This window comes from Mesorhizobium sp. WSM4814, from assembly GCF_055811595.1.
Window position 1 is genome coordinate 108,745 of the sequence record NZ_JBVVQT010000013.1, and the last position, 21,526, is coordinate 130,270.

The following is a 21,526-nucleotide window of genomic DNA, read 5'->3' on the forward strand; positions in this document are numbered from 1 at the left end:
TGAAACGGTGTCGCGCCGCTAACTGATTGAGATTATTGGCGCGCCCGAAGAGATTCGAACTCCTGACCCCCAGATTCGTAGTCTGGTGCTCTATCCAGCTGAGCTACGGGCGCGCAACAGGCCATGCTTTGCATGGCCCCGCGATCCGATCCCTGACGACCGGCCGCGATGTGAGGTGTTCCCTAGCGACTGCATTTCCGAAAAGCAAGCCGATCGGCAAAAGTTTTGTTCTTCGTGCCTTGGAGAGGATCAGACAGGGCGAGGATCGGGCGGGCGAGAATCAGGCGGGACGGCGCAGGCCGTTGCGGGCCTGGTCGAGCCGGACCGGCTGGTCGGGAATGGTGACCGCGAATGTGGTGCGGCCGCCTCTGCTTTCGACAAGCTCCACCGTGCCGCCATGGGCGCGGATCAGTTCATAGGCGATTGCCAGGCCAAGGCCGGTGCCACCGCTGCGGGCCGAGCCGCGGAACGCCGCAAACAAATTCTCGCGCGCCTTCGGCGGCAGGCCGGGGCCGGTGTCGGTGACGGTGATGCGGCTGACGCTGCCGACGCGCTCGGCCGACACCGACAACCGACGCACCACCGCGCTTTCCGCGTCCGCCGCCATCGCCTGGACGGCGTTGCGGCAAAGATTGGTGAGCACGCGAAAAAGCTGATCGGAATCGGCATCGACCTCGAAAGCCAGATCGACGGCATTGACGAATTCGATGCCGCCTTCGGTGTCGAGCAGGCCGTGGACGTCATCGACCAGCTGGCGCAGCCTGAGCCTGCGGCGCGAGGGCGGCGGCTCCTGGGTGCGGCCATAGGCAAGCACACCTTCCGAATAGGATACGGCACGATCGAGCGCGCGCAGCAGTTTTGGCGCGAAGGCCTGCACGGTCGGGTCCTTGACCTGGCGCAGACGGTCCGACATCAGCTGCGCCGACGCCAGGATATTGCGCATGTCATGGTTGATCTTCGACACGGCGAGGCCAAGGTCGGCGAGATGCTTCTGCTCGGAGAGCATCTTTTGCAGCCGCTCCTGCATCTGCGAGAGCTCGCGCTCGGCAACGCCAATTTCGTCGGCGCGAGCAGCAGGGCGGATGATCCGCCCGGGGTCGTCGGGAGCCTCGGAGAAGGCCAGCATCGAGCGCGTCATCGTCCGTATCGGGCCGATCATGATCAGGTCTATGGCGGCATAGACCAGCATGGCGGTGAACAGCGAGATCAGCAGCGAGACGAAGGCGACGTTGCGCGAATAGATGAGCATGGCATTGCGCAGGCTGTAGTCGGGCATGATCAGCTCGAATTCCTTGTCGCTGTCGCCGACCGGCCCGAAAACGCGCAGCATCCGCTCGCCGCCGAACAACAGCGTGTCCAAGGCGCCGGTCATGCCCTCGATCAGGCCGACATTGGCAATGTCGATATGCTCGTCGACGTGCGGCGGCATCTCAGCCACCACCAGAAGCCGCGAGACACCGCCGTCCCGCACGGCGATCGCCTTGGCGCCGATCGCCATCAGCACATCATTCTGGGCAGCGCGCGACAGCGAGGCGGGCTCTCCCTGCACCAGCACGATCGAGACGGCCGCGGCGGTGCTCAGCCTCTCTTTCAGCCAGCTCAGCCGGTAGCTGGCGATCCAGGGCAGAAAGATGAGGACCTCGGCCAGGAGCACGAAGACGATGGTGAGCAGCAGGAGCTTTGTCGACAATCCACGCGACAACGGCACCCTGCGGGCGGCTGCGGTCGCCCGATTGGTGCTTTCGTCCGCGGATGGGATTTCACTCATGCTGCTTTTTCACGATCACTTGATCAGCCAAGATTAGGCCATTGCGGCTTTTTTGCCAATTTCATCCTTCGTCCCAATCAGGGATAAGACCGCCCAGACCTCGGCCACACGCCAGCCGTTGGCCCGAGGCGCCGGAATGTCGAGGCCGGATTGACTTCCAAAACCCTTCTTTCTATAAGCCCGCTCACGCTCGGGCCATTCGTCCCGGCGCGGTTTCGATCGCGCCAAAGCCGGCCGGGCAAAGCTCCTGTTACAGAGTGACAGAATCAAGAAGGGCCGCACCCCGCGGTATTAAAACAAATGAAGCGTACCTACCAACCGTCCAAACTCGTCCGCAAACGCCGGCATGGTTTTCGTGCCCGCATGGCCACCAAGGGTGGTCGTGGCGTCGTCGCAGCCCGCCGCAACCGCGGCCGCAAGCGGCTCAGCGCCTGAACGGAAGACGAGATCGTTGCCCGCAACCGGCAAGCCAGTGGGAGCACATCCCAAGCGGCTTCTGAAGCGCGCGGAATTCCTGGCCGTCCGGCGTGGCGAAAAGCGCCGCGGGCGGCTTTTTCTCGTCGAGGTTCTCGACCGCAGCGACGCAGCGGCGCCTCGCGTCGGCTACACGGTCACCAAGAAGGTCGGCAACGCAGTCGTCCGCAACCGCATCCGGCGGCGGCTGAGAGAAGCCGTGCGTACGCATGCCGCGGATGACATGAAGCCAGGCAATGACTATGTCATCGTCGGGCGCGAAGATGTGCTTGCCATTCCGTTCGGTCAGTTGAAGGCCGAACTCTCACGCCGACTGCGCGGAACACGATAGGCCAAGGCTTTCGATGGAAAACAACCGGAACTTCTTCATCACCATCGCGCTGTCGGTGCTGATCCTGTCGCTTTGGCAGTATTTTTACGTGCTGCCGCACAGCGAGGCGCAACGCGAGGCGGCCCGTATCGAAGAGCAGCAGATTGCGGAGCAGAAGAAGGCGGCCGAAGCCGCCAGTCCGGGCGGCAGCGAAACGCCGGTGCCGCAGCAAGGCGCCATTCCTAATGCACCCAATGCACCGGGAACCGACGGCACGACGCTGGCCAGCCGCGAGCAGGCGCTGGCGTCGACGAAGCGCGTCAGGATCGACACGCCGAGCCTGGAGGGCTCGATCAATCTCGCCGGCGCCCGTCTCGACGACCTCAAGCTCAAGCACTACAGGCTGACGGTCGACAAGAACTCGCCCGAGATCGAACTGCTCAACCCGGCGGCGCTGCCTACGGGCTACTATGCCGAGATCGGCTTTATCGGCAGCGACAAGACCGGCACGGTGCCGGGCCCGGAAACCGTGTGGACCGTCGACGGCAATGCGACGCTGACCCCGGCGACCCCGGTCACGCTGACTTTCACCAACGACAAGGGCCTGACCTTCAAGCGCACCTTCTCCGTCGACGGCGACTACATGTTCACCGTGTCGGACACGGTGCAGAATTCGGGGTCGGCCGCCGTTACCCTGTCGAATTACGGCCGTGTCACCCGCTTCGACAAGCCTGCCGTTGCCAGCATCTATGTGCTGCATGAGGGGCTGATCGGCGTCACCGGCACGGAAGGCCTGCAGGAACACACATATTCGTCGATCGAGGAGGACAAGCAGTTCACGCCGAGCAAGTCGACCGATGGCTGGCTGGGCATAACCGACAAATACTGGGCGGTGACGCTGGTGCCGACCGAGAAGCAGCAGTTCCAGCCGCGTTACGCCTATTTCGAGGACGGCCGACCGCGCTACCAGGCCGACTTCCTGACCGACCCGATCACCGTCGATGCCGGCCAGTCGGCGACGGTCGAGAGCGAAATCTTCGCCGGCGCCAAGGAAGTGGCCAAGGTCAACGCCTATGCCGAAGACCGCAACATCAGGCTGTTCGACCGCTTGATCGACTGGGGATGGTTCATCTGGATCACCAAGCCGATGTTCTATCTGATCGACACGATGTACAAATTCTTCGGCAATTTCGGCCTGGCCATCCTGGCCACCACCGTCGTCGTCAAAGCCGCCTTCTATCCGCTCGCCAACAAGTCCTACGCGTCGATGGCGAACATGAAGAAGGTGCAGCCCAAGATGCTCGAGATCCGCGAGAAATACGCGGACGACAAGATGAAGCAGCAACAGGCGATGATGGAGCTTTACAAGACCGAGAAGATCAATCCGCTCGCCGGCTGCTGGCCGGTGGCGCTGCAGATCCCGGTCTTCTTTGCGCTCTACAAGGTGCTCTACATCACCATCGAGATGCGGCACGCACCGTTCTTCGGCTGGATTCAGGATCTGGCGGCGCCCGATCCGACCTCGATCTTCAACCTGTTCGGCCTCATCCCGATCGCGCTGCCGGATATGTTGATGATCGGCGTCTGGCCACTGATCATGGGCCTGACCATGTTCCTGCAGATGCGCATGAACCCGACGCCGCCGGACCCGACGCAGGCCATGATCTTCACCTGGATGCCGGTGGTCTTCACGTTCATGATGGCGGGTTTTCCGGCCGGCCTCGTCATCTACTGGGCCTGGAACAATCTGCTTTCGATCATCCAGCAAGGCGTGATCATGAAGCGGCAGGGCGCCAAGATCGAATTGTGGGACAATCTGGTCGCACTGTTCCGGAAGAAACCGTCGCCGGCGGAATAGACGGCGCTGCCTGCCGAATCCAGGAAAGCCCGGCGCGGCGGTAGACGCCGCCGCGCCCTATAAGCTCCGCTGTCGTTTCAGGAGCGCGTTCCCGTCGATGAACAGGTAAGGATGATCCGCTGCGCACGCGGTCGGTGCTGCCGGGCGGATCGCGCTATTTGACCTGCTGTTTCGTCGATGGAGCCAGACCATGATCGGACCCAACCCCAACATCAAGCACCCGATCCCGATGCATAGCCGCGTCGGCTTCCTGAAGGGGCTGGTCACGGCGCCGAACATCGAGATCGGCGACTTCACCTATTATGACGATCCGGACGGGCCGGACAAATTCGCCGAGCGATGCGTGCTTCATCACTATCCATTCATCGGCGACCGGCTGATCATCGGCAAGTTCTGCGCCATCGCCGAGGGCGCGCGCTTCATCATGAACGGCGCCAATCATGCCATGTCCGGCTTTTCGACCTATCCGTTCAACATCTTCGGTCATGGCTGGGAAGAGGGTTTCGATCCGGCGACCTGGTCGAAGGAATTGCGCGGCGACACAGTGATCGGCAATGATGTATGGATCGGCATGGAAGCGGCGATCCTGCCCGGCGTGGCGATCGGCCATGGCGCCATCGTTGCGGCAAAGTCGGTGGTGACGCATGACGTGGCGCCCTATGCGATCGTCGCCGGCAATGCGGCCAAGGTGGTTAAGATGCGTTTCGACGACAGGACCATCCGGCGGCTTTTGGCGGCGGCGTGGTGGGATTGGCCGGTGGAAAAGATCAGCCGCAACCTCAATGCCATTCGTGGCGCCGATATTTCTGTTCTGGAGGCAGCGGTTTGAACGCGTTGAACAAGTCCGTGATCGGCATCGAGCTGTTCACGCGGCCGTGGATATTCATCCGCGGCGTGCCGGCGATGAAGTTCCTGCCGCCGGAAGGACCGCCGGAGATCGCCTTTGCCGGCCGCTCGAATGTCGGCAAATCGTCGCTGATCAACGCGCTGGTCAATCAGAAGGGACTGGCGCGCACGTCCAATACGCCAGGGCGGACGCAGGAACTCAACTATTTCGTTCCGGGCGGGTTTTCCGGCGAAGGCGCCGACCTGCCGCCGATGGCGCTGGTCGACATGCCGGGCTACGGCTACGCCACTGCGCCCAAGGAAAAGGTCGACGACTGGACGAAACTCGTCTTCGACTATCTCAAGGGCCGCGTCACCCTGAAGCGCGTCTACGTGCTGATCGACGCCCGCCACGGCATCAAGGCCAAGGACGACGAAGTGCTGTCGCTGCTCGACAAGGCGGCGGTGTCCTATCAGATCGTGCTGACCAAGACCGACAAGATCAAGGCGGCCGGCGTGCCGCGATTGATCGAAGAGACACTGCAGAAGGTCAAGAAGCGGCCGGCGGCGTTTCCGTTCGTCCTCGCCACGTCGTCGGAAAAAAACGAGGGCCTCGAGGAATTGCGCGCGGCGATCGTGCTGGCGGCCAATGGCGGCTAGAGCGGGATGCGTTCAAATTGAACTGGCATCCCGCTCTATCTATTTGTTTTTAGCCGCATTTCTGCGACGCCAGGTGATTCCACTTGGCTGCAAAATGCTCTAGGACTTTGCCTCCAGGGCGATCGTCTGGGTGCTTTCTTCCGTGGCAAGCCTTTCGGTGCCGTAAGCCTTCAGGAACATGCCGACGCCCGACCTGACGATGTGGTCGATTTCATCCTGGCTCGGGGCTTTGGTGCGGTAGGCGAATATGCACTGACGGAAAAGACCCGCCAGGCACAGTTCGGTGAACTGATAGGCGGCAAGATCGACATCGTCGATCTCGAGCAGGCCGCGCTCGATGGCGGCATTGAGAAAAGCAACGACCTTGTCGTGGCCGCGTTTCGGGCCGCGTTCGTAAAAACGCGCACCAAGTTCGGGCATCCTGTCGGACGCGCCGATCACGGTGCGCTGCGCCTGGACGACCTTGGCCGAGGTGATCTTAAGGGACAGCACCTTGCCGAACTTCACCAGCGTCTCGCGAAGGTCGTCGGCGCGGTCGAGCAGATCGTACATGTTCTTGAAGATCGTGCCGCGCTCTTCCTCGATCAGCGCCTCGAACAGCTCTTCCTTGTTGGCGAAGTAGACATAGATCGTGCCCTTGGAAACGCCGGCCTCGCGGGTGATGTCGTTCATCGACGCCGCTTCGAAGCCCTTGTCGATGAAGACACGACGCGCGCCCTCGATGATCTGGCTGCGCTTGACCGGGTCCTGTCCCGCCGCCGGGCGGCCGCGACGCAGGCCATCCAGCAGATCGCACTGGTCCTTGTCGGGCTCGGTCATAACGTCACACCTCGAAAAAATTCGAACCGATCGGTTCGATCATCCTTGATATGGGCCTCTCACCGCGCTAAGTCAACGTCAACATCGAACCGAACGGTTCAGTCTGATGCCCGGTTTCTAGCGATGCCAAGAGAGATGCCATGTCCTCGAACGCGACCCCAACCGCCGAAGTCCGTCCCTTCCCCAACGCCAAGGTTGCGCCGGCAATCGAAGCGCCGAACCCACCGACTGAACCCGCAACAAGCCCTCCGGCCGAGGCGCCGGCCAAAAAGAAACGCTCGGCACGCTCCTTTCTGTTGCCGATCCTTGCGCTTGGCTTGCTGGGCGCAGGCGCCTGGTATGGCTATGATTACTGGACCGACGGGCGTTTCATGATCTCCACCGACGACGCCTATGTCCAGGCCGACATGGCGTTCATTTCGCCGAAAATTTCCGGCTATGTCGATCAGGTCAAGGTGACCGAGAACCAGCAGGTCAAGGCCGGCGACCCGCTGCTGGTCGTCGACAATGGCGACTACAAAATAGCGGTCGCCCAGGCCGAGGCGCAGATCGCCACCTTGAGCAAGACGCTCGATCGTATCGACGCCCAGACCGAGGCGGCGCGCGCCTCGCTCGAGCAGGCGCAGGCGCAGAAGACCGCCGACCAGGCCGCCGCCGCCAATGCGGCGCGTGTCCAAGCGCGCGCCGCCCAATTGCTCAAGACACATGTCGGCACCCAGGCCCAACTGGACGATGCCCAGACCGCGGTCGAGCAGGCCAATGCCGCCCTTGTCGGTGCCGACGCCCAGATCGCGGCGGCTGAGGCCAATATCGGTGTGCTCCAAGCGCAGCGCGCGGAGACGGCAAGCACGCTGGCGTCGCTGCAGCTTGCCAGGGACAAGGCCGCACGCGACCTGTCCTTCACCGTGCTGCGCGCGCCCTATGACGGTGTCGTCGGCAACCGCTCGGTCGAGCAGGGCGACCTGATCAGCCCCGGACAGAAGCTCGCCGTTATCGTGCCGATGGACAAGCTCTATATCGTCGCCAATTTCAAGGAGACCCAGCTTGCCCGGCTGGTGCCTGGTGAAAAGGTCAGGATTTCGGTCGACGCGATCGACGGCCAGGATTTCGAAGGCACCGTCTCGTCGCTGGCGCCGGCATCCGGCGCGGTGTTCTCGCTGCTGCCGCCGGAAAACGCCACCGGCAACTTCACCAAGGTCGTGCAGCGCGTCCCGGTTCGCATCGACGTGCCGGCGGATGTGCTGAAGACAGGCAAGCTGCGCGCCGGCCTCAGCGTCGTCGTCGCCGTCGACAGCCGCACCGCACCTTCGGCGTCGAACTGAGCGGCCGCTTGGGAGCAATGCCGTGGCAACCGCAACCTCGACAGCAGGACCGCCGCCGGCGAGGCCGGCTGCGCCTGATACCATTCCCACACGCCGCATCATCGCCTTCCTGGCGATGGTGTTCGGCATGTTCATGGCGATCCTCGACATCCAGATCGTTTCGGCCTCGCTGGCCGAGATTCAGGCCGGCTTGAGCGCCAGCTCCGACGAAATTCCGTGGGTGCAGACCGCCTATCTCATCGCCGAAGTCATCATGATCCCGCTGTCCGGTTTTCTCAGCCGGATGCTGTCGACGCGTGTGCTGTTCACCGTCTCCGCGGCCGGCTTCACCGCCGCGAGCGCGCTGGCGGCGACCGCCACCAACATCGACCAGATGATCGTCTACCGCGCCGTCCAGGGTTTTATCGGCGGCGGCATGATCCCAAGCGTGTTCGCTGCCGCCTTCACCATCTTCCCGCCGTCGCGCCGTGCCATGGTGTCGCCGATGATCGGCCTGGTGGCGACGCTGGCGCCGACCATCGGCCCGACTGTCGGCGGCTATATCAGCCATGCCATGTCCTGGCACTGGCTGTTCCTGATCAATGTGGTGCCCGGCATCATAGTGACCGCAGCCGCATGGTCGCTGATCGACTTCGACAAGCCCAATCTCAGCCTGTTCCGCAAGTTCGACTGGTGGGGCCTCGCCGGCATGGCGGCTTTCCTCGGCTCGCTGGAATTTGTGCTCGAGGAAGGTCCCAACAACGACTGGCTTCAGGACCAAGCCGTGTTCATCTGCGCCATCCTGATGACGGCCGGCGCGGTGCTGTTCTTCTGGCGCGCCTTCACTGCCGAGGAGCCGATCGTCGACCTGAAGGCCTTCGCCAACGTCAACTTCGCTTTCGGCTCGCTGTTCTCCTTCGTCATCGGCATCGGCCTCTACGGCCTGACCTATCTCTATCCGGTGTATCTGGGGCGCATCCGCGGCTACGACTCCCTGATGATCGGCGAGGCGCTGTTCGTCAGCGGCCTGGCGATGTTCGTCACCGCGCCGATTTCCGGCATCCTGTCGCGCAAGATGGATCCGCGGCTGATGATGATGATCGGCTTCTTCGGCTTCGCTGCCGGCACTTGGCGGATGACCTATCTGACCGCAGACTGGGATTTCTGGGAGCTTTTGCTGCCGCAGATCCTGCGCGGCGCCTCGATGATGCTGTGTATGGTGCCGATCAACAACATCGCGCTTGGAACGCTGCCGCCTGACCGGCTTAAGAATGCATCCGGTCTGTTCAACCTCACCCGCAATCTCGGTGGTGCCGTAGGCCTTGCCGTCATCAACACCGTGCTGATCGATCGCAGCGCCTTCCACTACGCAAGGCTGGCCGAGCATGTGCAATGGGGCAGCGCCGAGGCGCAGACCAGGCTGCAGAACATGACGCTCGACTTCCAGCAGAATGCCGGCCTCGACGCCTCCAAGGCGGCGATCTCCAAACTGTCCGGCATGGTCCAGCAGCAGGCTTCGCTGCTGTCCTTCATGGACGTGTTCTATTTGTTGACGGCGCTATTCGCGACGCTGGCGATCTTCACTATGGTCATCCGCAAGCCGGCCGAGCCGGCGGGCGGAGGCAGCGGACACTGACCGCGCAACTTTGCGCGCCCAAAGGACGCGGCGCTGTGGGTCAGGCCGTGGCCGGCTTGAAGGTCAAGGCGACACCGTTGATGCAATGACGCAGGCCGGTCGGCGGCGGGCCGTCGTCGAAGACATGGCCGAGATGACCGCCGCAACGGCGGCAGTGGACCTCGGTCCGGGTCATGCCCAGCGACCTGTCCACGGTCATGCCGACGGCGTTGGGAATCTCCTGCCAGAAGCTCGGCCAGCCGGTGCCGGAATCGAACTTGGTTTCGGAGGAATAGAGCGGCAGGTCGCAGCCGGCGCAGGCGAAGATGCCCTTGCGATGTTCGTTGAGCAGCGGGCTGGTGCCGGGATATTCGGTGCCTTCCTTGCGCAGCACATTGAAAGCCGCATCGGACAGGATGGCGCGCCACTCGGCCTCGGTCTTGGTGACCTCGAAGGTTTCGACCGCGTGTGCATCCTGCGGCCGGCCGATGCGCAGCGCTGCCGCCGTGCCTGCCAGCAATGCCACAGCGGCACCGCTCCAAAGAAAGTCGCGCCGGATCATCACCATTCCTCCTTCTGTCCGTTTGCCAAATTCGACCGTCACATGGAAATCAAAAGCCGGTGACGGCCAGCTCTCGACAACGGGCACTCCGCACCTGCCCCACGCTTACAGCGGACGGTGCGGAGTGTACGCTTGTCGATTGCGCGGGTCACGCAAGCGGAAACCCGCGCACTCGGCATGGAGCCTCAGCCATATGTTCGCTGGCGACGCCCGCTTCGTTACATCTTCGGCAGGAGAACCTTGTCGATGACGTGGATGACGCCGTTCGACTGCTCGACATCGGCGACGGTCACATTGGCGACATTGCCGTTCTCGTCGGTCGCGGTGACCTTGCCGTTTTCGGCCTTGAGCGTCACCTCGCAGCCGCCAACCGTCTTGACCTTGTGCGCGCCACCATCGTCCATGGCCATCTTGGCAACGTCGGCGGCCATCGCCTTGGCACCGATGACGTGGCAGGTCAGGATCTTGACCAGCTTGTCCTTGTTTTCGGGCTTGAGCAATGTATCGACGGTGCCGGCCGGAAGGGCGGCAAAGGCCTCGTTGGTCGGCGCGAACACGGTGAAGGGACCGGCACTCTGCAGCGTGTCGACGAGACCGCCGGCCTTGACGGCCGCGACCAGCGTCGTGTGATCCTTCGAATTGACGGCGTTCTCGACGATGTTCCGGGTGGCATACATGGCGGCGCCGCCGACCATCGGATTTTCGGCATAGGCGGCGGTGGCGAGCGCGGAGACGGCGACCGTTCCGGCAAGCAAAAGGGTGGCGAACTTACGCATTATTTCTATCTCCTCAGTTTATTTCTTCCCCTCTTTGGGGCGCAAGGAGATACGGGGGATAAATGCCCGAGTTTCGCCCGCTCAGGAGAAAATTTTATTTTTTATAACGGCGAGCATGATTTTCAGGGCAGGACTCTTACAGCCTGCATGCTTTCCCGCTAAAGTCACCACAGGCGATAGATTTAAAATCTTCTCGAAAAATCGACAGATAGGGGATTAGCAGACAGGGGCGATCAGATGCTCTTCAGTTCGCCCGCAGCGACCACAGGGCCGGTCGGCTGGCCGGTCGGCGAACCGCCGGTCGGTTCAAGGCTGACCGCAAGCACGGCGCCTTGCGCAAGTTTTTCCTGCACGGCCGGGGAGATGGTCATACGCGCGGTCTGGCCGGCCGGGATGACGCCCATAGAGACCGGCGCATTCTTGCCCTCGATCATCCAAAGCTCGAAATCCTTGCCGGCGGCGCGCTCGCCGGAGACATGCGACAGGCCGACCTCGCGACGGGCGGCATCATAGACGGCGAGGTATCTGACGTCGCTGCCATCGGCAGCCAGCGAGGCGATGAGCCGCGGCGGCTCGGCCGGCGGGTTGAGGTAAGGCTCGGCGATATAGATCGCCAACGCGGCGACGGAAGCGGCTGCAAGACCGCGCCAGAAGACAAGGCTTGACCAGAGGCCGGCGCGAGGCTCTGCGACGAACAGCCGGCGATCCAATGCCTCCTTGACCCTGATCGGCGGCTCTGTCTCCGGATAGGCGTCGGCCATCGGCGAAAGACGCGCCTCCCAGGCATCGACAAGGTGCGCGAAAGCGGCGTCCGCGTCGATGCGGCGTGACGCAATCTCGCGTTCGTCCGCGGCCAGGACGCCAAGAACGTATTCGGCGGCAAACAGGTCGTCGCCCCCAGATTCCGGTCCGTCATCCTCTGCCAGCGTCATCTTTCAAGACACTCTCTGAGCTTCAACAGGCTGCGCCGCAGCCAGGTTCGCATCGTGTTCAGCGGCACGTCATGGCGCGCCGCCAGTTCGGCATAGCTTTCGCCGTCCAGATAAGCGCCCCGGACGGCCGCCGCCCGGTCCTTTTCCAATTCGTCGAGACAGCGATAGATGCGCCCGGATTCACCGCCCGCAACAGCCGCAGCTTCCGGTCCCGGCGCCGGATCGGCAACGTCGAGCGCAGCGTCGATATAGGCAGCAGGCTCTCGCCGCGCCCTTATCCGATCGATCGCGTGATTGCGCGCAATGGCCACCAGCCAGGAAATCGGGCTTAGCTCCGAGACGGCGAAACGGTCGGCCTTCGTCCATATCTTGACGAAGACCTCCTGCAGCGCCTCTTCTGCCTCTCCCCGGTCCTTCAATACACGAAGGCAGACGCCGAAAAGTTTCGCGCTGGTCTGCCGGTAGAGCAGATCGAACGCAGCCCGGTCCTTCATCGAAGTCCGGACGATCAGGTCGCTGATGTCCTGCGGCGTCATCGGCTGCCAAATTAAGCAATTGCCCAAATTAGGCAATTGCCCCAGATCATTCCACTGCAATGTATTGCAACGGCGGAAGCGTTCCTGTGCACCGGGAGCGCCGTCGGCTTCCATTGACGAGAAAGAGCCGACCTTTTTGAGCATCGGATTTTCCCAAAACCGGGTTTCCACTTTTGCATCCGATGCTCTAGCTTGCCGATAGTTGGGGGAGCAAGAATGTCGGTCGAACGGGCCCTGTGGGAACATGACGCTACCGGCCTGGCCGGCTTGGTGCGCAAAGGAGAAATCTCGCCGCAGGAGCTCGTCGACGCGGCGATTGCGCGGGCCGAGGCCACTCGCCCGGATATCAATGCCATCGCCGAGCCGCTTTACGAGGCGGCGCGGACGCGCGCGAAAACCATCGACCGCAAGCTGCCGCTGGCCGGTGTGCCCTTCGCGCTGAAGGATCTCGGCATCGCCATGAAAGGCGTGCCGACGCACGGCGGCAGCCGCATTCCGGCTTTCGTTGCCGATTTCGACTCGGTGATGACCGAACGCCATCTGGCCGCCGGCCTCGTCCCGATCGCCACCAGCACCTCGCCCGAACATGGGTTGAGGCTGATGACCGAATCCGCCGCTTTCGGCATCACCCGCAATCCGTGGAATACAGCCCATACCAGCGGCGGTTCGTCTGGAGGTGCGGCGGCGCTGGTCGCGGCCGGCGTCGTGCCGGTGGCACATGCTTCGGACGGCGGCGGCTCGATTCGCGTTCCCGCCGCCTGCACCGGGCTGGTCGGGCTGAAAACCTCGCGCGGCCGTGTGCCGCTGACGCCGCTGGTCAGCGAAAGCTGGTACGGCCTGGTCATCGACCACGCCGTTTCCCGCTCGGTCCGTGATTCGGCCCTGCTGCTCGACCTGACGCATGGGCCCGATCCGCTGTCGCCGTATGCGGCGCCGACGCCGAAAGGAACTTTCGCCGCCGCAGCAGTGCGTGACCCCGGCAAGCTGAAACTGGCGGTCTACCGAAAATCGCCGCTCGGCCTGCCGATATCGACCGAGACGCTGGCGGCGCTGGACACTGCGATAGCTTTGGCGCGCGAAGGCGGCCATACGATAGAGGAGATCGACCTGCCCTATATCGATCGCGATTTCATCGCTGATTTCGCCAGAACCGTCGCCGCGGCGGTGGCCGGCACGATGCGCGGCGAGGTCTTGCGCGTCGGCCGCTCCATTTCGGGTGATATCGAACGCACCACGCGGGTGATGAGCGCCTTCGGCGAAGTTCTTTCGGCCGGCGAGATCTATGCCTGCCTGCAGCGGCTGCATGCCACGTCGCGCCGGCTGATCATCGAGACCGCGCGGTACGATGCCGTGCTGATGCCTGTCATCGCGCATCCGCCGCTCGCCTGCGGCGCGATGGATCCAAAAGGCGCAGATGCGTTCCTGGAAGAAATGCTCGACAGGCTGCGGCTTGCCCGCCTGCTGAAATTCAAGCCGCTGTTCGGCCAGTTGATGGACAAGAGCCTGTGGTTCACCCACTGGCCGGCAATCCAGAACGTCAGCGGCCAGCCGTCGATCGCGCTGCCTGTTCATGTCACCGATGCCGGCCTGCCGCTCGGCATCCAGGCCGCCGGCCGCCCCGGCGACGAGGAGACCTTGTTGTCCCTCGCCGCGCAAATGGAAAAGATTTCGGGATGGCTGACGCGGCGGGCGCCACTGCAGGTGCCCGGTATGAAAGCAGGCCGATTTCACCTGACGTGACAGCAAAGCCGTTTGCCCCCTGCTCCAATTCCCGCTAAGACGCCGCCGTTCATGCCAAGCTGGGAACCAAGCCGAATGACGGACCTCGCCGCCACCGCCGAAATGCAGGCCGCGCTGCTTTCGAGGGCGCTGCCCTATATGCAGCGCTACGAGAACAAGACGGTCGTGGTGAAGTATGGCGGCCACGCCATGGGCGACATCGCGCTCGGCAAGGCCTTTGCCCGCGACATCGCGCTGCTCAAACAATCCGGCGTCAACCCGATCGTCGTGCATGGCGGCGGGCCGCAGATCGGCGCCATGCTGAGCAAGATGGGCATCGAATCGAAGTTCGAGGGCGGATTGCGCGTCACCGACCAGAAGACGGTCGAGATCGTCGAGATGGTGCTGGCCGGCTCGATCAACAAGGAGATCGTCGCGCTGATCAATGCCGAGGGCGAATGGGCCATCGGCCTGTGCGGCAAGGACGGCAACATGGTTTTCGCCGAAAAGGCGCGCAAGACCATGATCGACCCGGACTCCAACATCGAGCGTGTGCTCGATCTCGGCTTCGTCGGTGAGCCGGTCGAGGTCGACCGCACCCTGCTCGACCTTCTGGCGCGGTCCGAAATGATCCCGGTGCTGGCGCCGGTGGCGCCGGGCCGTGACGGCCACACCTACAACATCAATGCCGACACCTTCGCCGGCGCCATCGCCGGCGCCTGCCAGGCGACACGCCTTCTGTTCCTCACCGACGTGCCCGGCGTGCTCGACAGGAACAAGAAGCTCATCGACGAACTGACCGTCGCCGAGGCCAAGGCCTTGATCAAGGACGGCACGGTGTCGGGCGGCATGATCCCCAAGGTCGAGACCTGCATCGAGGCGATCGAGCGCGGCGTCGAAGGCGTCGTCATCCTCAATGGCAAGACGCCGCATTCGGTGCTGCTCGAACTGTTTACCGAACACGGCGCCGGCACACTGATCGTGCGGTAAGCGCAGGCTGCAACTTTTTGGAGCATCAACCTAAGGTTGAGCAACAGGCGCCAGGGCGAACTTATCGCCTGAGGTGCCCAAGCGGCACGTGGCCCGGCCCCTTGATGTTCTGCAGCACGAGCTGCGTGTGGACGTCGCGCACGCCGTCGAGCCGCATCAGCCGGTGCATGACAAAGGCGTTGAGCTCGTCGACCGACGGCACCATCACATGCAGCAGGAAATCGTAGTCGCCGGTCATCGTCCAGCACGACGACACCTCGTCCATGCGCTGCACGGCGGCGATGAAGGTTTCGGGCGACCCGTCGCTGTGGGTCACCAGGCGCACCTGAATGAACACTTCGACCATCAGGCCGATGGCGCGGCGGCTGAGCACAGCGGCAAAGCGCTTGATGATGCCGGCGCTCTGAAGAGCCTCGAAGCGGCGCGCGCATGGCGTCGTCGAAAGCCCGATCTCCTGGGCCAGTTCGGACACAGGCTTGCGCCCATCGCGCTGCAAGATATCGAGCATCTTGATCTCAAAATCGTCAAACTGAGGCACTTTCACTCTCCTGCAGCTCTGCTGTGGTGGCTTTTACCTCAAATCGCCTGTTCGAGCCATCATCAAAGCGGATTTGCCTCACCGGATCCGGCTAAACTTTCAAGATGTTAGTCGTGATTCCTAGGGAGAACAGCCATGACTATGAACGTTGCCGATTACGCCCGCGAATGCGCGGCGCAAGGCCTTCGCGGCGACTATTCGGTCTGCCGTGCCGATTTCACCGTTGAGCAGAGCTACAACTACACAGCTGATGAGCAGGCAGTGTGGCGTACTTTGTGCGACCGCCAGACGAAGCTGACCAAAAAGCTGGCACACCGGTCCTATCTCGACGGCGTCGCCACGCTGGGCCTGCTCGACAGGATTCCGGATTTCGGTGTGGTCAGCGAGAAGCTGCGCAAGCTTACCGGTTGGGAAATCGTCGCCGTGCCGGGCCTCATTCCCGCACCGGCCTTCTTCGTCCACCTGGCTGCCCGGCGCTTCCCGGTGACCAACTGGCTGCGGACGAAACAAGAGCTCGACTACATCGTCGAGCCGGATATGTTCCACGACTTCTTCGGCCATGTGCCGGTGCTGACCCAGCCGGTCTTTGCCGATTTCATGCAGATGTATGGCGAGAAGGCCGAGCATCTGATCGCGCTCGGCGGCGACGAGATGATCAGCCGCCTCTACTGGTACACCGTCGAGTACGGGCTGATCCAGGAGGCCGGCCAACCGTTGAAGGCTTTCGGCGCCGGGCTGATGTCGTCCTTTGCCGAACTTCAATTCGCGGTTGAAAGCAAGGACGCGCATCATGTTCCCTTCGATCTGGAAACGGTAATGCGCACCAGCTATGAGATCGACAAGTTCCAGCGCGCCTATTTCGTGCTGCCGTCCTTCGACGTTTTGCGCGATGCCTTCCACAACGTCGCCGACATGGCAGCGATCATCGGACGCCACAAGGGCAAGCCGGCGCTCGACCCGGCTAAACTTTAGACGCTGGCCCGGCTCGGACGCTCGCAGCCGATCGGCGCGGGCGTTATTGGTGGCGCGCTGTGATGGCAATCCATCGGCAGGCCGGGTGAGCCGGGCTTCTAGACGCCTGATGGCGTGCTCAGGCCGCTTCGGAAACGTCCCTGTCCAGGATGGTCAGGTTGCGGCCGCGATCCTTGGCCTGGTAAAGGCGGCGGTCGGCGACACGCATCAGATCCGATACGCCGGCATCCTCGCCGCAGGTGACACCGCCGATGCTGACGGTGAGGGGTATGACCCGCTCATCGACGGGACGGAAGCGGATCAGCTCGACTTCACGGCGAATGCGTTCAGCGACGCGTTTGGCTTCCTGTTCGGTGGCGCCGACCAGAAACGCACCGAATTCCTCGCCGCCGATGCGGCCGATCACGTCGCCGCTGCGCACGCCGCGCTCGATCGCGCTTGCAATCAGGAGCAGCGCATCGTCGCCGGTCAGATGGCCGTAGCTGTCGTTGATGAGCTTGAAGTGATCGGCGTCGATGATCAGCAACGCACCGCGATCGGATTTACGCCGGGTGGCCTCGAGGGCGGCGAAGAAGCTCTCGCGGTTGAGCATGCCGGTCATGTCGTCGCGGCTTGCCTTCTCCGACAGGCGCCGATGCGCAGCGGCGAGCTGGGCATGAGCGCGGGCGAGGTCGCGATGAGCGCCTTTCAACCTCTCGCCCTGCCAGAACGTGTAGGCGCTGGCGATCCAGGCGAGCACCAGCGGGCAGACCGTGGACGTCAGCCAGATCGTGCGGTTGATCGGAAAGCCCATTGCCGGAACGACGATCAGCGTCAACAACAGCGAGACTGCGAGGGAGGCGAAAGCGACGGCGGCAGACTTCAGAAATATGCGGCTCATCGCTGGTTCCCCCTGGACCGTCTGTGTGCCAGCAAGCCCTGAATGGCACCTTTCGGCGATGCCTAAAATTTGAACCATCGCGCGATTTTCGCCACCCGTGACGCGCATAAGTTGTGGATAAAGCCTCTGCCAAAGGCATTGTTTCGTGCCATAAGGGGTTGCATGACCACGCTCCCGGATCCCGCCCGCTTTGCCCACGTCACCGACTGGGTGTTCGACCTCGACAACACCCTCTATCCGCACCATTCGAACCTGTTCTCGCAGATCGACGTAAAGATGACCGCCTATGTCGGAGAACTGCTGACGCTGCCACGCGACGATGCCCGCAAGCTGCAGAAGGAACTCTACCGGGAATATGGCACGACGCTGAACGGTCTGATGGCGCGCCACGGCATCGATCCCGACGACTTTCTCGAGAAGGTCCATGACATCGACTATTCCTGGCTGGTTCCCGATCCCGTTCTCGGCACCGCCATCCGCCAGCTTCCCGGCCGCAAGTTCATCTTCACCAATGGCGACCGCAGGCATGCCGAACGCACCGCGCGCCAACTCGGCATCCTCGATCATTTCGACGACATCTTCGATATCGTCGCTGCCGGGCTGAACCCCAAGCCGGCCCGCCAGACCTACGAGAAGTTCGCGGAACTCCACGCGGTCACCGGCCACAATGCGGTGATGTTCGAGGATCTGGCCCGCAACCTGTCCGTGCCGAAATCGCTGGGCATGACCACGGTGCTGGTTGTGCCGCGCAACTTCGAGCCGACCTTCTCGGAAATCTGGGAACGTGACCCGGGCCACGAGGACGATGTGGATTTCGTCACCGACGATCTTGCCGAATTCCTCACCGCGATCGTCGACATCACCGCTTGAGCCATTGCTTCGTAAAGCCGGATCGAGCCCGCGGCCTAAAGCTGATAGAAGCGGCTGATGATCTCCCAGGCTTCGTCGGCGGTGTCGACGAAATCGATGATGTCCTGGTCGCCAGGGGTGATCGTGCCTTGCTCGGCGAGGAAATCGAGATCGATCGCCCGTTTCCAGAAAGCCTTGCCGAACAGGATCACCGGCACGCGCTCCATGCGGCCGGTCTGGATCAGGGTCAGCGTTTCGAAGAATTCGTCCATCGTGCCGAAGCCGCCGGGAAACACCGCGACAGCCTTGGCGCGCATGACGAAATGCATCTTGCGGACCGCGAAATAGTGGAAGTTGAAACAGAGCTCCGGCGTCACATAGGCATTCGGCGCCTGCTCGTGCGGCAACACGATGTTGAGGCCGATCGACGGGGCGCCGACATCGTCGGCGCCGCGGTTGCCGGCTTCCATCACGCCGGGTCCGCCGCCTGTCACCACGACGAATTCGCGATAATAGGAGGTGGCCGACTGCTGCGAGCAGAGCCGGGCGAATTTTCGCGCTTCCTCGTAATATTTGCTGTTTTTCTCGAGGTTTTCCTTCTGCGTCTCGTTCTTGGCCGCCCAGGCTTCACCGCCCGGCTCGGGTATGCGCGCCCCGCCGAACAGGATGACGGTCGAGCCGATGCCGCGCTCGGCCAGGATCATCTCCGGCTTCAACAGTTCGAGCTGCAGCCTGACCGCGCGCAATTCGCGCCGTGTCATGAAGTCGGGATCGTTCCATGCCAACCGGTAGGTCTCGGCACGCGTCTGCGGCGTGTCCGGCACGCTTTTCGACCGCTCCAGATCCTCGTCCGAATGCGGCAGCGGCGTCCACCCCGCCTTTTCCATAGGAGTCATATTACCTACCCGTCCAATTATTCAGTTGCGCCGTCCCGCGACGCAGCCGCGATTGACCCTCACCAAGCCTTCACATAGGGTCCGGCGACTTTCAAAACAGGTTAAGGTGCGGCCCCTTAACAGCTTGGTAATGGAGCGAATTCATGTCAAAGCCCGATCTGGCGAGCCTCGAAAAGACCATCGAAACCGCCTTCGAGGAACGCGAGACGATTTCGACGGCAACCCGCGGCGCAGCGCGCGACGCCATCCAGGCGGCGCTCGACCTGCTCGACCGGGGTGTTGTCCGCGTTGCCGAGCGCCAGGCCGACGGCACATGGCATGTCAACCAGTGGCTGAAGAAAGCGGTGCTGCTGTCGTTCCGGCTCAACCCGATGGAGATCATCAAGGGTGGTCCGGGCCAGGCCGTGTGGTGGGACAAGGTGCCATCGAAATTCGACGGCTGGAGCGCCATCGATTTCGAGAAGGCAGGTTTCCGCGCCGTGCCGTCGTCGATCGTGCGGCGCTCCGCCTACGTCGCGCCAGGTGCCGTGCTGATGCCGTCCTTCGTCAATGTCGGCGCCTATGTCGACAGCGGCACCATGGTCGACACATGGGCCTCGGTCGGCTCCTGTGCCCAGATCGGCAAGAATGTGCATCTGTCGGGCGGCGTCGGCATCGGCGGCGTGCTGGAGCCGATGCAGGCCGGCCCGACCATCATCGAGGACAATTGCTTCATCGGCGCACGCTCCGAAGTGGTCGAAGGCTGCATCGTGCGCGAGGGCTCGGTGCTCGGCATGGGCGTCTTCATCGGCCAGTCGACCAAGATCGTCGACCGTGCCACCGGCGAGGTTTTCTACGGCGAAGTGCCGGCCAATTCCGTCGTCGTCGCCGGCTCGATGCCCGGCAAGCCTTTGCCCAATGGCGAGGCCGGTCCCAGCCTCTACTGCGCCGTCATCGTCAAGCGGGTCGATGCCAGAACCCGTTCCAAAACTTCGATCAATGAACTGCTTCGCGATTGATCTTTTCAAAAAAACGGACCTACCCGCTTGCTCGACAGACCTCGATTTCTATGGCTTTTCTTCAGCCTTTCCGGGCGAGTGAACCCCAGCGCCTATGTTTTGGCGGGTCTTTTGCCGCTCCTCACTCAGCTTTTCCTGCTCTACCAGTTCTCGCGAACGCCGTTGGGCACTGCTGCAAGTCAGTATTGGGCGCTCGCCTGGTGGATCGCTGTGGTCGTCTCGACATGGTCAACGTTTGCGCTAACGGCGAAGCGGTTCCATGATTTCGGCAAGCCTACCTACTACGCATTGATCTCTCTCATCGTCGGCGCCATTCTCCTTGTCATTCTGGCCTTTTTCAAAAGTGATCCCGGACCCAACCGCTACGGCAAACGCACCAATGCGCCGGCCGAATCCTGAGCGCCGGGCGGGTCTCTAGCCATGCGCTACCGCACGCTTGATGCGAAACTGATCATCGAAACTGCCGAGCGACTGGAAAAACGCGTCGCCGAGCGGTTTCCCGATACCGGCTTGCGTGGCGTCGCCATCGAACTTGTGTCGCTGTCGCGTGATCTGGCCAAGGCGGCGAAGGCGCTGGAAGCGCCGATCTGGTGGCTGCGCGGCGTCGTCATCGTCACCATTGCCGCCGGCGCGGTGATGTTCCTGTTCGTCGGCACCATCCTGCCGCTCGGCCGCATCTCGGGAACCCACGACGCCATCCAGTCGGTGCAAGGCATCGAATCTTTGATCAACATGATCATCCTCGCGATGCTCGGCTTCCTGGCCTTGATCCGGACCGAGGAGCGCATCAAGCGCAAGCAGGTGTTTCGCAAGCTTCATGGCTTGCGATCGCTGATCCATGTCATCGACATGCATCAGCTGACCAAGGATCCGGCAGCGCTTTCAACCGATTTCAAGCCGACATCGCATTCACCGGCACGCATAACCGACCGTGCCGATCTCGCGCGCTACCTCGACTATTGCTCCGAAATGCTGTCGATCACCGGCAAGATCGCCGCGCTGTTCGCGCAATCGGTCAACGACGATGTGGTCGTCGATGGCGTCAACGACATCGAGTCCCTGGGCTCCAATCTGTCGCGAAAGATCTGGCAAAAGATCACGCTGATCGACGGTCCATTGCGGTCGGCTCGTCCAATTACCTAAGCTAATCTTAATCACCTTGGTCCAGCATGCCCTGTGAAGACTGTGTCGACCGGCACGGAGCACTCGACTGGCACACGACGAACCCCTGGCCAACCCGAAAACGCG

23 protein-coding genes and 1 tRNA gene are annotated in these 21,526 nt (G+C 62.6%); 14 read left to right on the forward strand and 10 right to left on the reverse strand.

What is annotated here, in order from left to right:
* Positions 1 to 36: 36 nt before the first annotated feature.
* Positions 37 to 113, reverse strand: a tRNA-Arg gene (locus tag AC0L2V_RS19940).
* A 167-nt stretch (positions 114 to 280) separates the two neighbouring features.
* Positions 281 to 1,768 carry an ATP-binding protein gene (locus tag AC0L2V_RS19945; RefSeq protein ID WP_287220362.1) on the reverse strand — a complete coding sequence of 496 codons (1,488 nt, stop codon included), beginning with the start codon at positions 1,766 to 1,768 and terminating at the stop codon, positions 281 to 283.
* Between the two features lie 300 nt (positions 1,769 to 2,068).
* Between AC0L2V_RS19945 and rpmH the strand changes: the two genes are divergently transcribed.
* From rpmH to yihA, 5 genes are all read left to right on the forward strand, one after another.
* A complete protein-coding gene (rpmH, locus tag AC0L2V_RS19950) occupies positions 2,069 to 2,203 on the forward strand; it encodes a 50S ribosomal protein L34 (RefSeq protein ID WP_008833937.1) in 135 nt (44 codons plus the stop codon).
* Between the two features lie 16 nt (positions 2,204 to 2,219).
* The gene (rnpA, locus tag AC0L2V_RS19955; protein WP_128175793.1) at positions 2,220 to 2,573 is read left to right on the forward strand and encodes a ribonuclease P protein component; all 354 of its coding nucleotides are present in this window, start codon (positions 2,220 to 2,222) and stop codon (positions 2,571 to 2,573) included.
* 13 nt (positions 2,574 to 2,586) lie between these two features.
* Positions 2,587 to 4,410 (forward strand): membrane protein insertase YidC, encoded by a 1,824-nt coding sequence (yidC, locus tag AC0L2V_RS19960; protein ID WP_473507912.1) that lies wholly within the window; start codon positions 2,587 to 2,589, stop codon positions 4,408 to 4,410.
* Between the two features lie 190 nt (positions 4,411 to 4,600).
* The gene (locus AC0L2V_RS19965; protein WP_091596428.1) at positions 4,601 to 5,239 is read left to right on the forward strand and encodes a CatB-related O-acetyltransferase; all 639 of its coding nucleotides are present in this window, start codon (positions 4,601 to 4,603) and stop codon (positions 5,237 to 5,239) included.
* Positions 5,236 to 5,895, forward strand: a complete 660-nt coding sequence (gene yihA / locus AC0L2V_RS19970) for a ribosome biogenesis GTP-binding protein YihA/YsxC (RefSeq protein WP_473507913.1) — start codon at positions 5,236 to 5,238, stop codon at positions 5,893 to 5,895. The genes AC0L2V_RS19965 and yihA overlap by 4 nt, the downstream gene beginning before the upstream one ends.
* Before the next feature lie 99 nt (positions 5,896 to 5,994).
* Here the strand turns inward: yihA and AC0L2V_RS19975 are convergent, their stop codons facing one another.
* On the reverse strand, positions 5,995 to 6,714 hold the full coding sequence (locus AC0L2V_RS19975) for a TetR/AcrR family transcriptional regulator (RefSeq protein ID WP_473507914.1): 720 nt from the start codon (positions 6,712 to 6,714) through the stop codon (positions 5,995 to 5,997).
* A 140-nt stretch (positions 6,715 to 6,854) separates the two neighbouring features.
* Here AC0L2V_RS19975 and AC0L2V_RS19980 point away from each other — a divergent pair, with 140 nt between their 5' ends.
* Complete coding sequence (locus AC0L2V_RS19980; protein ID WP_473507915.1) at positions 6,855 to 8,036, forward strand: HlyD family secretion protein; 1,182 nt, start codon at positions 6,855 to 6,857, stop codon at positions 8,034 to 8,036.
* Positions 8,037 to 8,118: 82 nt separating this feature from the next.
* The gene (locus AC0L2V_RS19985; protein WP_473508072.1) at positions 8,119 to 9,651 is read left to right on the forward strand and encodes a DHA2 family efflux MFS transporter permease subunit; all 1,533 of its coding nucleotides are present in this window, start codon (positions 8,119 to 8,121) and stop codon (positions 9,649 to 9,651) included.
* A 40-nt stretch (positions 9,652 to 9,691) separates the two neighbouring features.
* On the opposite strand, the gene msrB is transcribed toward AC0L2V_RS19985, so the two are convergent.
* From msrB to AC0L2V_RS20005, 4 genes are all read right to left on the reverse strand, one after another.
* On the reverse strand, positions 9,692 to 10,192 hold the full coding sequence (msrB, locus tag AC0L2V_RS19990) for a peptide-methionine (R)-S-oxide reductase MsrB (protein ID WP_473507916.1): 501 nt from the start codon (positions 10,190 to 10,192) through the stop codon (positions 9,692 to 9,694).
* Positions 10,193 to 10,410: 218 nt separating this feature from the next.
* Complete coding sequence (locus AC0L2V_RS19995) at positions 10,411 to 10,968, reverse strand: fasciclin domain-containing protein (RefSeq protein ID WP_091596413.1); 558 nt, start codon at positions 10,966 to 10,968, stop codon at positions 10,411 to 10,413.
* A 233-nt stretch (positions 10,969 to 11,201) separates the two neighbouring features.
* Positions 11,202 to 11,900 (reverse strand): anti-sigma factor, encoded by a 699-nt coding sequence (locus tag AC0L2V_RS20000; protein WP_473507917.1) that lies wholly within the window; start codon positions 11,898 to 11,900, stop codon positions 11,202 to 11,204.
* A complete protein-coding gene (locus AC0L2V_RS20005; protein ID WP_473508073.1) occupies positions 11,897 to 12,436 on the reverse strand; it encodes a sigma-70 family RNA polymerase sigma factor in 540 nt (179 codons plus the stop codon). The genes AC0L2V_RS20000 and AC0L2V_RS20005 overlap by 4 nt, the downstream gene beginning before the upstream one ends.
* A gap of 216 nt (positions 12,437 to 12,652) precedes the next feature.
* On the opposite strand from AC0L2V_RS20005, the gene AC0L2V_RS20010 reads away from it, so the two are divergent.
* Both AC0L2V_RS20010 and argB read left to right on the forward strand, forming a co-directional pair.
* Positions 12,653 to 14,176 (forward strand): amidase, encoded by a 1,524-nt coding sequence (locus AC0L2V_RS20010; RefSeq protein WP_473507918.1) that lies wholly within the window; start codon positions 12,653 to 12,655, stop codon positions 14,174 to 14,176.
* A 75-nt stretch (positions 14,177 to 14,251) separates the two neighbouring features.
* Positions 14,252 to 15,145, forward strand: a complete 894-nt coding sequence (gene argB, locus AC0L2V_RS20015; RefSeq protein ID WP_077374521.1) for an acetylglutamate kinase — start codon at positions 14,252 to 14,254, stop codon at positions 15,143 to 15,145.
* Between the two features lie 61 nt (positions 15,146 to 15,206).
* On the opposite strand, the gene AC0L2V_RS20020 is transcribed toward argB, so the two are convergent.
* Entirely contained in the window at positions 15,207 to 15,683 is a 477-nt protein-coding gene (locus AC0L2V_RS20020; RefSeq protein WP_023801577.1) for an Lrp/AsnC family transcriptional regulator, read from the reverse strand.
* 135 nt (positions 15,684 to 15,818) lie between these two features.
* Between AC0L2V_RS20020 and phhA the strand changes: the two genes are divergently transcribed.
* Complete coding sequence (gene phhA / locus AC0L2V_RS20025) at positions 15,819 to 16,655, forward strand: phenylalanine 4-monooxygenase (RefSeq protein ID WP_128175770.1); 837 nt, start codon at positions 15,819 to 15,821, stop codon at positions 16,653 to 16,655.
* Between the two features lie 118 nt (positions 16,656 to 16,773).
* Here phhA and AC0L2V_RS20030 read toward each other — a convergent pair whose 3' ends face one another.
* A complete protein-coding gene (locus AC0L2V_RS20030) occupies positions 16,774 to 17,535 on the reverse strand; it encodes a GGDEF domain-containing protein (RefSeq protein WP_023801575.1) in 762 nt (253 codons plus the stop codon).
* A gap of 162 nt (positions 17,536 to 17,697) precedes the next feature.
* Between AC0L2V_RS20030 and AC0L2V_RS20035 the strand changes: the two genes are divergently transcribed.
* A complete protein-coding gene (locus AC0L2V_RS20035) occupies positions 17,698 to 18,405 on the forward strand; it encodes a pyrimidine 5'-nucleotidase (protein ID WP_023801574.1) in 708 nt (235 codons plus the stop codon).
* A gap of 35 nt (positions 18,406 to 18,440) precedes the next feature.
* On the opposite strand, the gene AC0L2V_RS20040 is transcribed toward AC0L2V_RS20035, so the two are convergent.
* Complete coding sequence (locus AC0L2V_RS20040) at positions 18,441 to 19,280, reverse strand: LOG family protein (RefSeq protein WP_473507919.1); 840 nt, start codon at positions 19,278 to 19,280, stop codon at positions 18,441 to 18,443.
* A gap of 143 nt (positions 19,281 to 19,423) precedes the next feature.
* Here AC0L2V_RS20040 and dapD point away from each other — a divergent pair, with 143 nt between their 5' ends.
* From dapD to AC0L2V_RS20055, 3 genes are read left to right on the forward strand one after another with little or no spacing between them, the layout of a single operon-like run.
* The gene (gene dapD, locus AC0L2V_RS20045; RefSeq protein ID WP_473507920.1) at positions 19,424 to 20,278 is read left to right on the forward strand and encodes a 2,3,4,5-tetrahydropyridine-2,6-dicarboxylate N-succinyltransferase; all 855 of its coding nucleotides are present in this window, start codon (positions 19,424 to 19,426) and stop codon (positions 20,276 to 20,278) included.
* Between the two features lie 27 nt (positions 20,279 to 20,305).
* The gene (locus tag AC0L2V_RS20050) at positions 20,306 to 20,677 is read left to right on the forward strand and encodes a DUF805 domain-containing protein (RefSeq protein WP_027152133.1); all 372 of its coding nucleotides are present in this window, start codon (positions 20,306 to 20,308) and stop codon (positions 20,675 to 20,677) included.
* A gap of 21 nt (positions 20,678 to 20,698) precedes the next feature.
* Positions 20,699 to 21,421 (forward strand): hypothetical protein, encoded by a 723-nt coding sequence (locus tag AC0L2V_RS20055; protein WP_473507921.1) that lies wholly within the window; start codon positions 20,699 to 20,701, stop codon positions 21,419 to 21,421.
* Positions 21,422 to 21,526: the final 105 nt, after the last annotated feature.

Excerpts from the sequence above, each read along its gene's own strand:
- AC0L2V_RS19945 (WP_287220362.1), bottom strand. The coding sequence starts at position 1,768 with ATGAGTGAAATCCCATCCGCGGACGAAAGCACCAATCGGGCGACCGCA.
- rpmH (WP_008833937.1), top strand. The coding sequence starts at position 2,069 with ATGAAGCGTACCTACCAACCGTCCAAACTCGTCCGCAAACGCCGGCAT.
- yidC (WP_473507912.1), top strand. The coding sequence starts at position 2,587 with ATGGAAAACAACCGGAACTTCTTCATCACCATCGCGCTGTCGGTGCTG.
- AC0L2V_RS19965 (WP_091596428.1), top strand. The coding sequence starts at position 4,601 with ATGATCGGACCCAACCCCAACATCAAGCACCCGATCCCGATGCATAGC.
- AC0L2V_RS19975 (WP_473507914.1), bottom strand. The coding sequence starts at position 6,714 with ATGACCGAGCCCGACAAGGACCAGTGCGATCTGCTGGATGGCCTGCGT.
- AC0L2V_RS19980 (WP_473507915.1), top strand. The coding sequence starts at position 6,855 with ATGTCCTCGAACGCGACCCCAACCGCCGAAGTCCGTCCCTTCCCCAAC.
- msrB (WP_473507916.1), bottom strand. The coding sequence starts at position 10,192 with ATGATCCGGCGCGACTTTCTTTGGAGCGGTGCCGCTGTGGCATTGCTG.
- AC0L2V_RS19995 (WP_091596413.1), bottom strand. The coding sequence starts at position 10,968 with ATGCGTAAGTTCGCCACCCTTTTGCTTGCCGGAACGGTCGCCGTCTCC.
- AC0L2V_RS20000 (WP_473507917.1), bottom strand. The coding sequence starts at position 11,900 with ATGACGCTGGCAGAGGATGACGGACCGGAATCTGGGGGCGACGACCTG.
- AC0L2V_RS20005 (WP_473508073.1), bottom strand. The coding sequence starts at position 12,436 with ATGACGCCGCAGGACATCAGCGACCTGATCGTCCGGACTTCGATGAAG.
- AC0L2V_RS20010 (WP_473507918.1), top strand. The coding sequence starts at position 12,653 with ATGTCGGTCGAACGGGCCCTGTGGGAACATGACGCTACCGGCCTGGCC.
- argB (WP_077374521.1), top strand. The coding sequence starts at position 14,252 with ATGACGGACCTCGCCGCCACCGCCGAAATGCAGGCCGCGCTGCTTTCG.
- phhA (WP_128175770.1), top strand. The coding sequence starts at position 15,819 with ATGACTATGAACGTTGCCGATTACGCCCGCGAATGCGCGGCGCAAGGC.
- AC0L2V_RS20030 (WP_023801575.1), bottom strand. The coding sequence starts at position 17,535 with ATGAGCCGCATATTTCTGAAGTCTGCCGCCGTCGCTTTCGCCTCCCTC.
- AC0L2V_RS20035 (WP_023801574.1), top strand. The coding sequence starts at position 17,698 with ATGACCACGCTCCCGGATCCCGCCCGCTTTGCCCACGTCACCGACTGG.
- AC0L2V_RS20040 (WP_473507919.1), bottom strand. The coding sequence starts at position 19,280 with ATGACTCCTATGGAAAAGGCGGGGTGGACGCCGCTGCCGCATTCGGAC.
- dapD (WP_473507920.1), top strand. The coding sequence starts at position 19,424 with ATGTCAAAGCCCGATCTGGCGAGCCTCGAAAAGACCATCGAAACCGCC.
- AC0L2V_RS20055 (WP_473507921.1), top strand. The coding sequence starts at position 20,699 with ATGCGCTACCGCACGCTTGATGCGAAACTGATCATCGAAACTGCCGAG.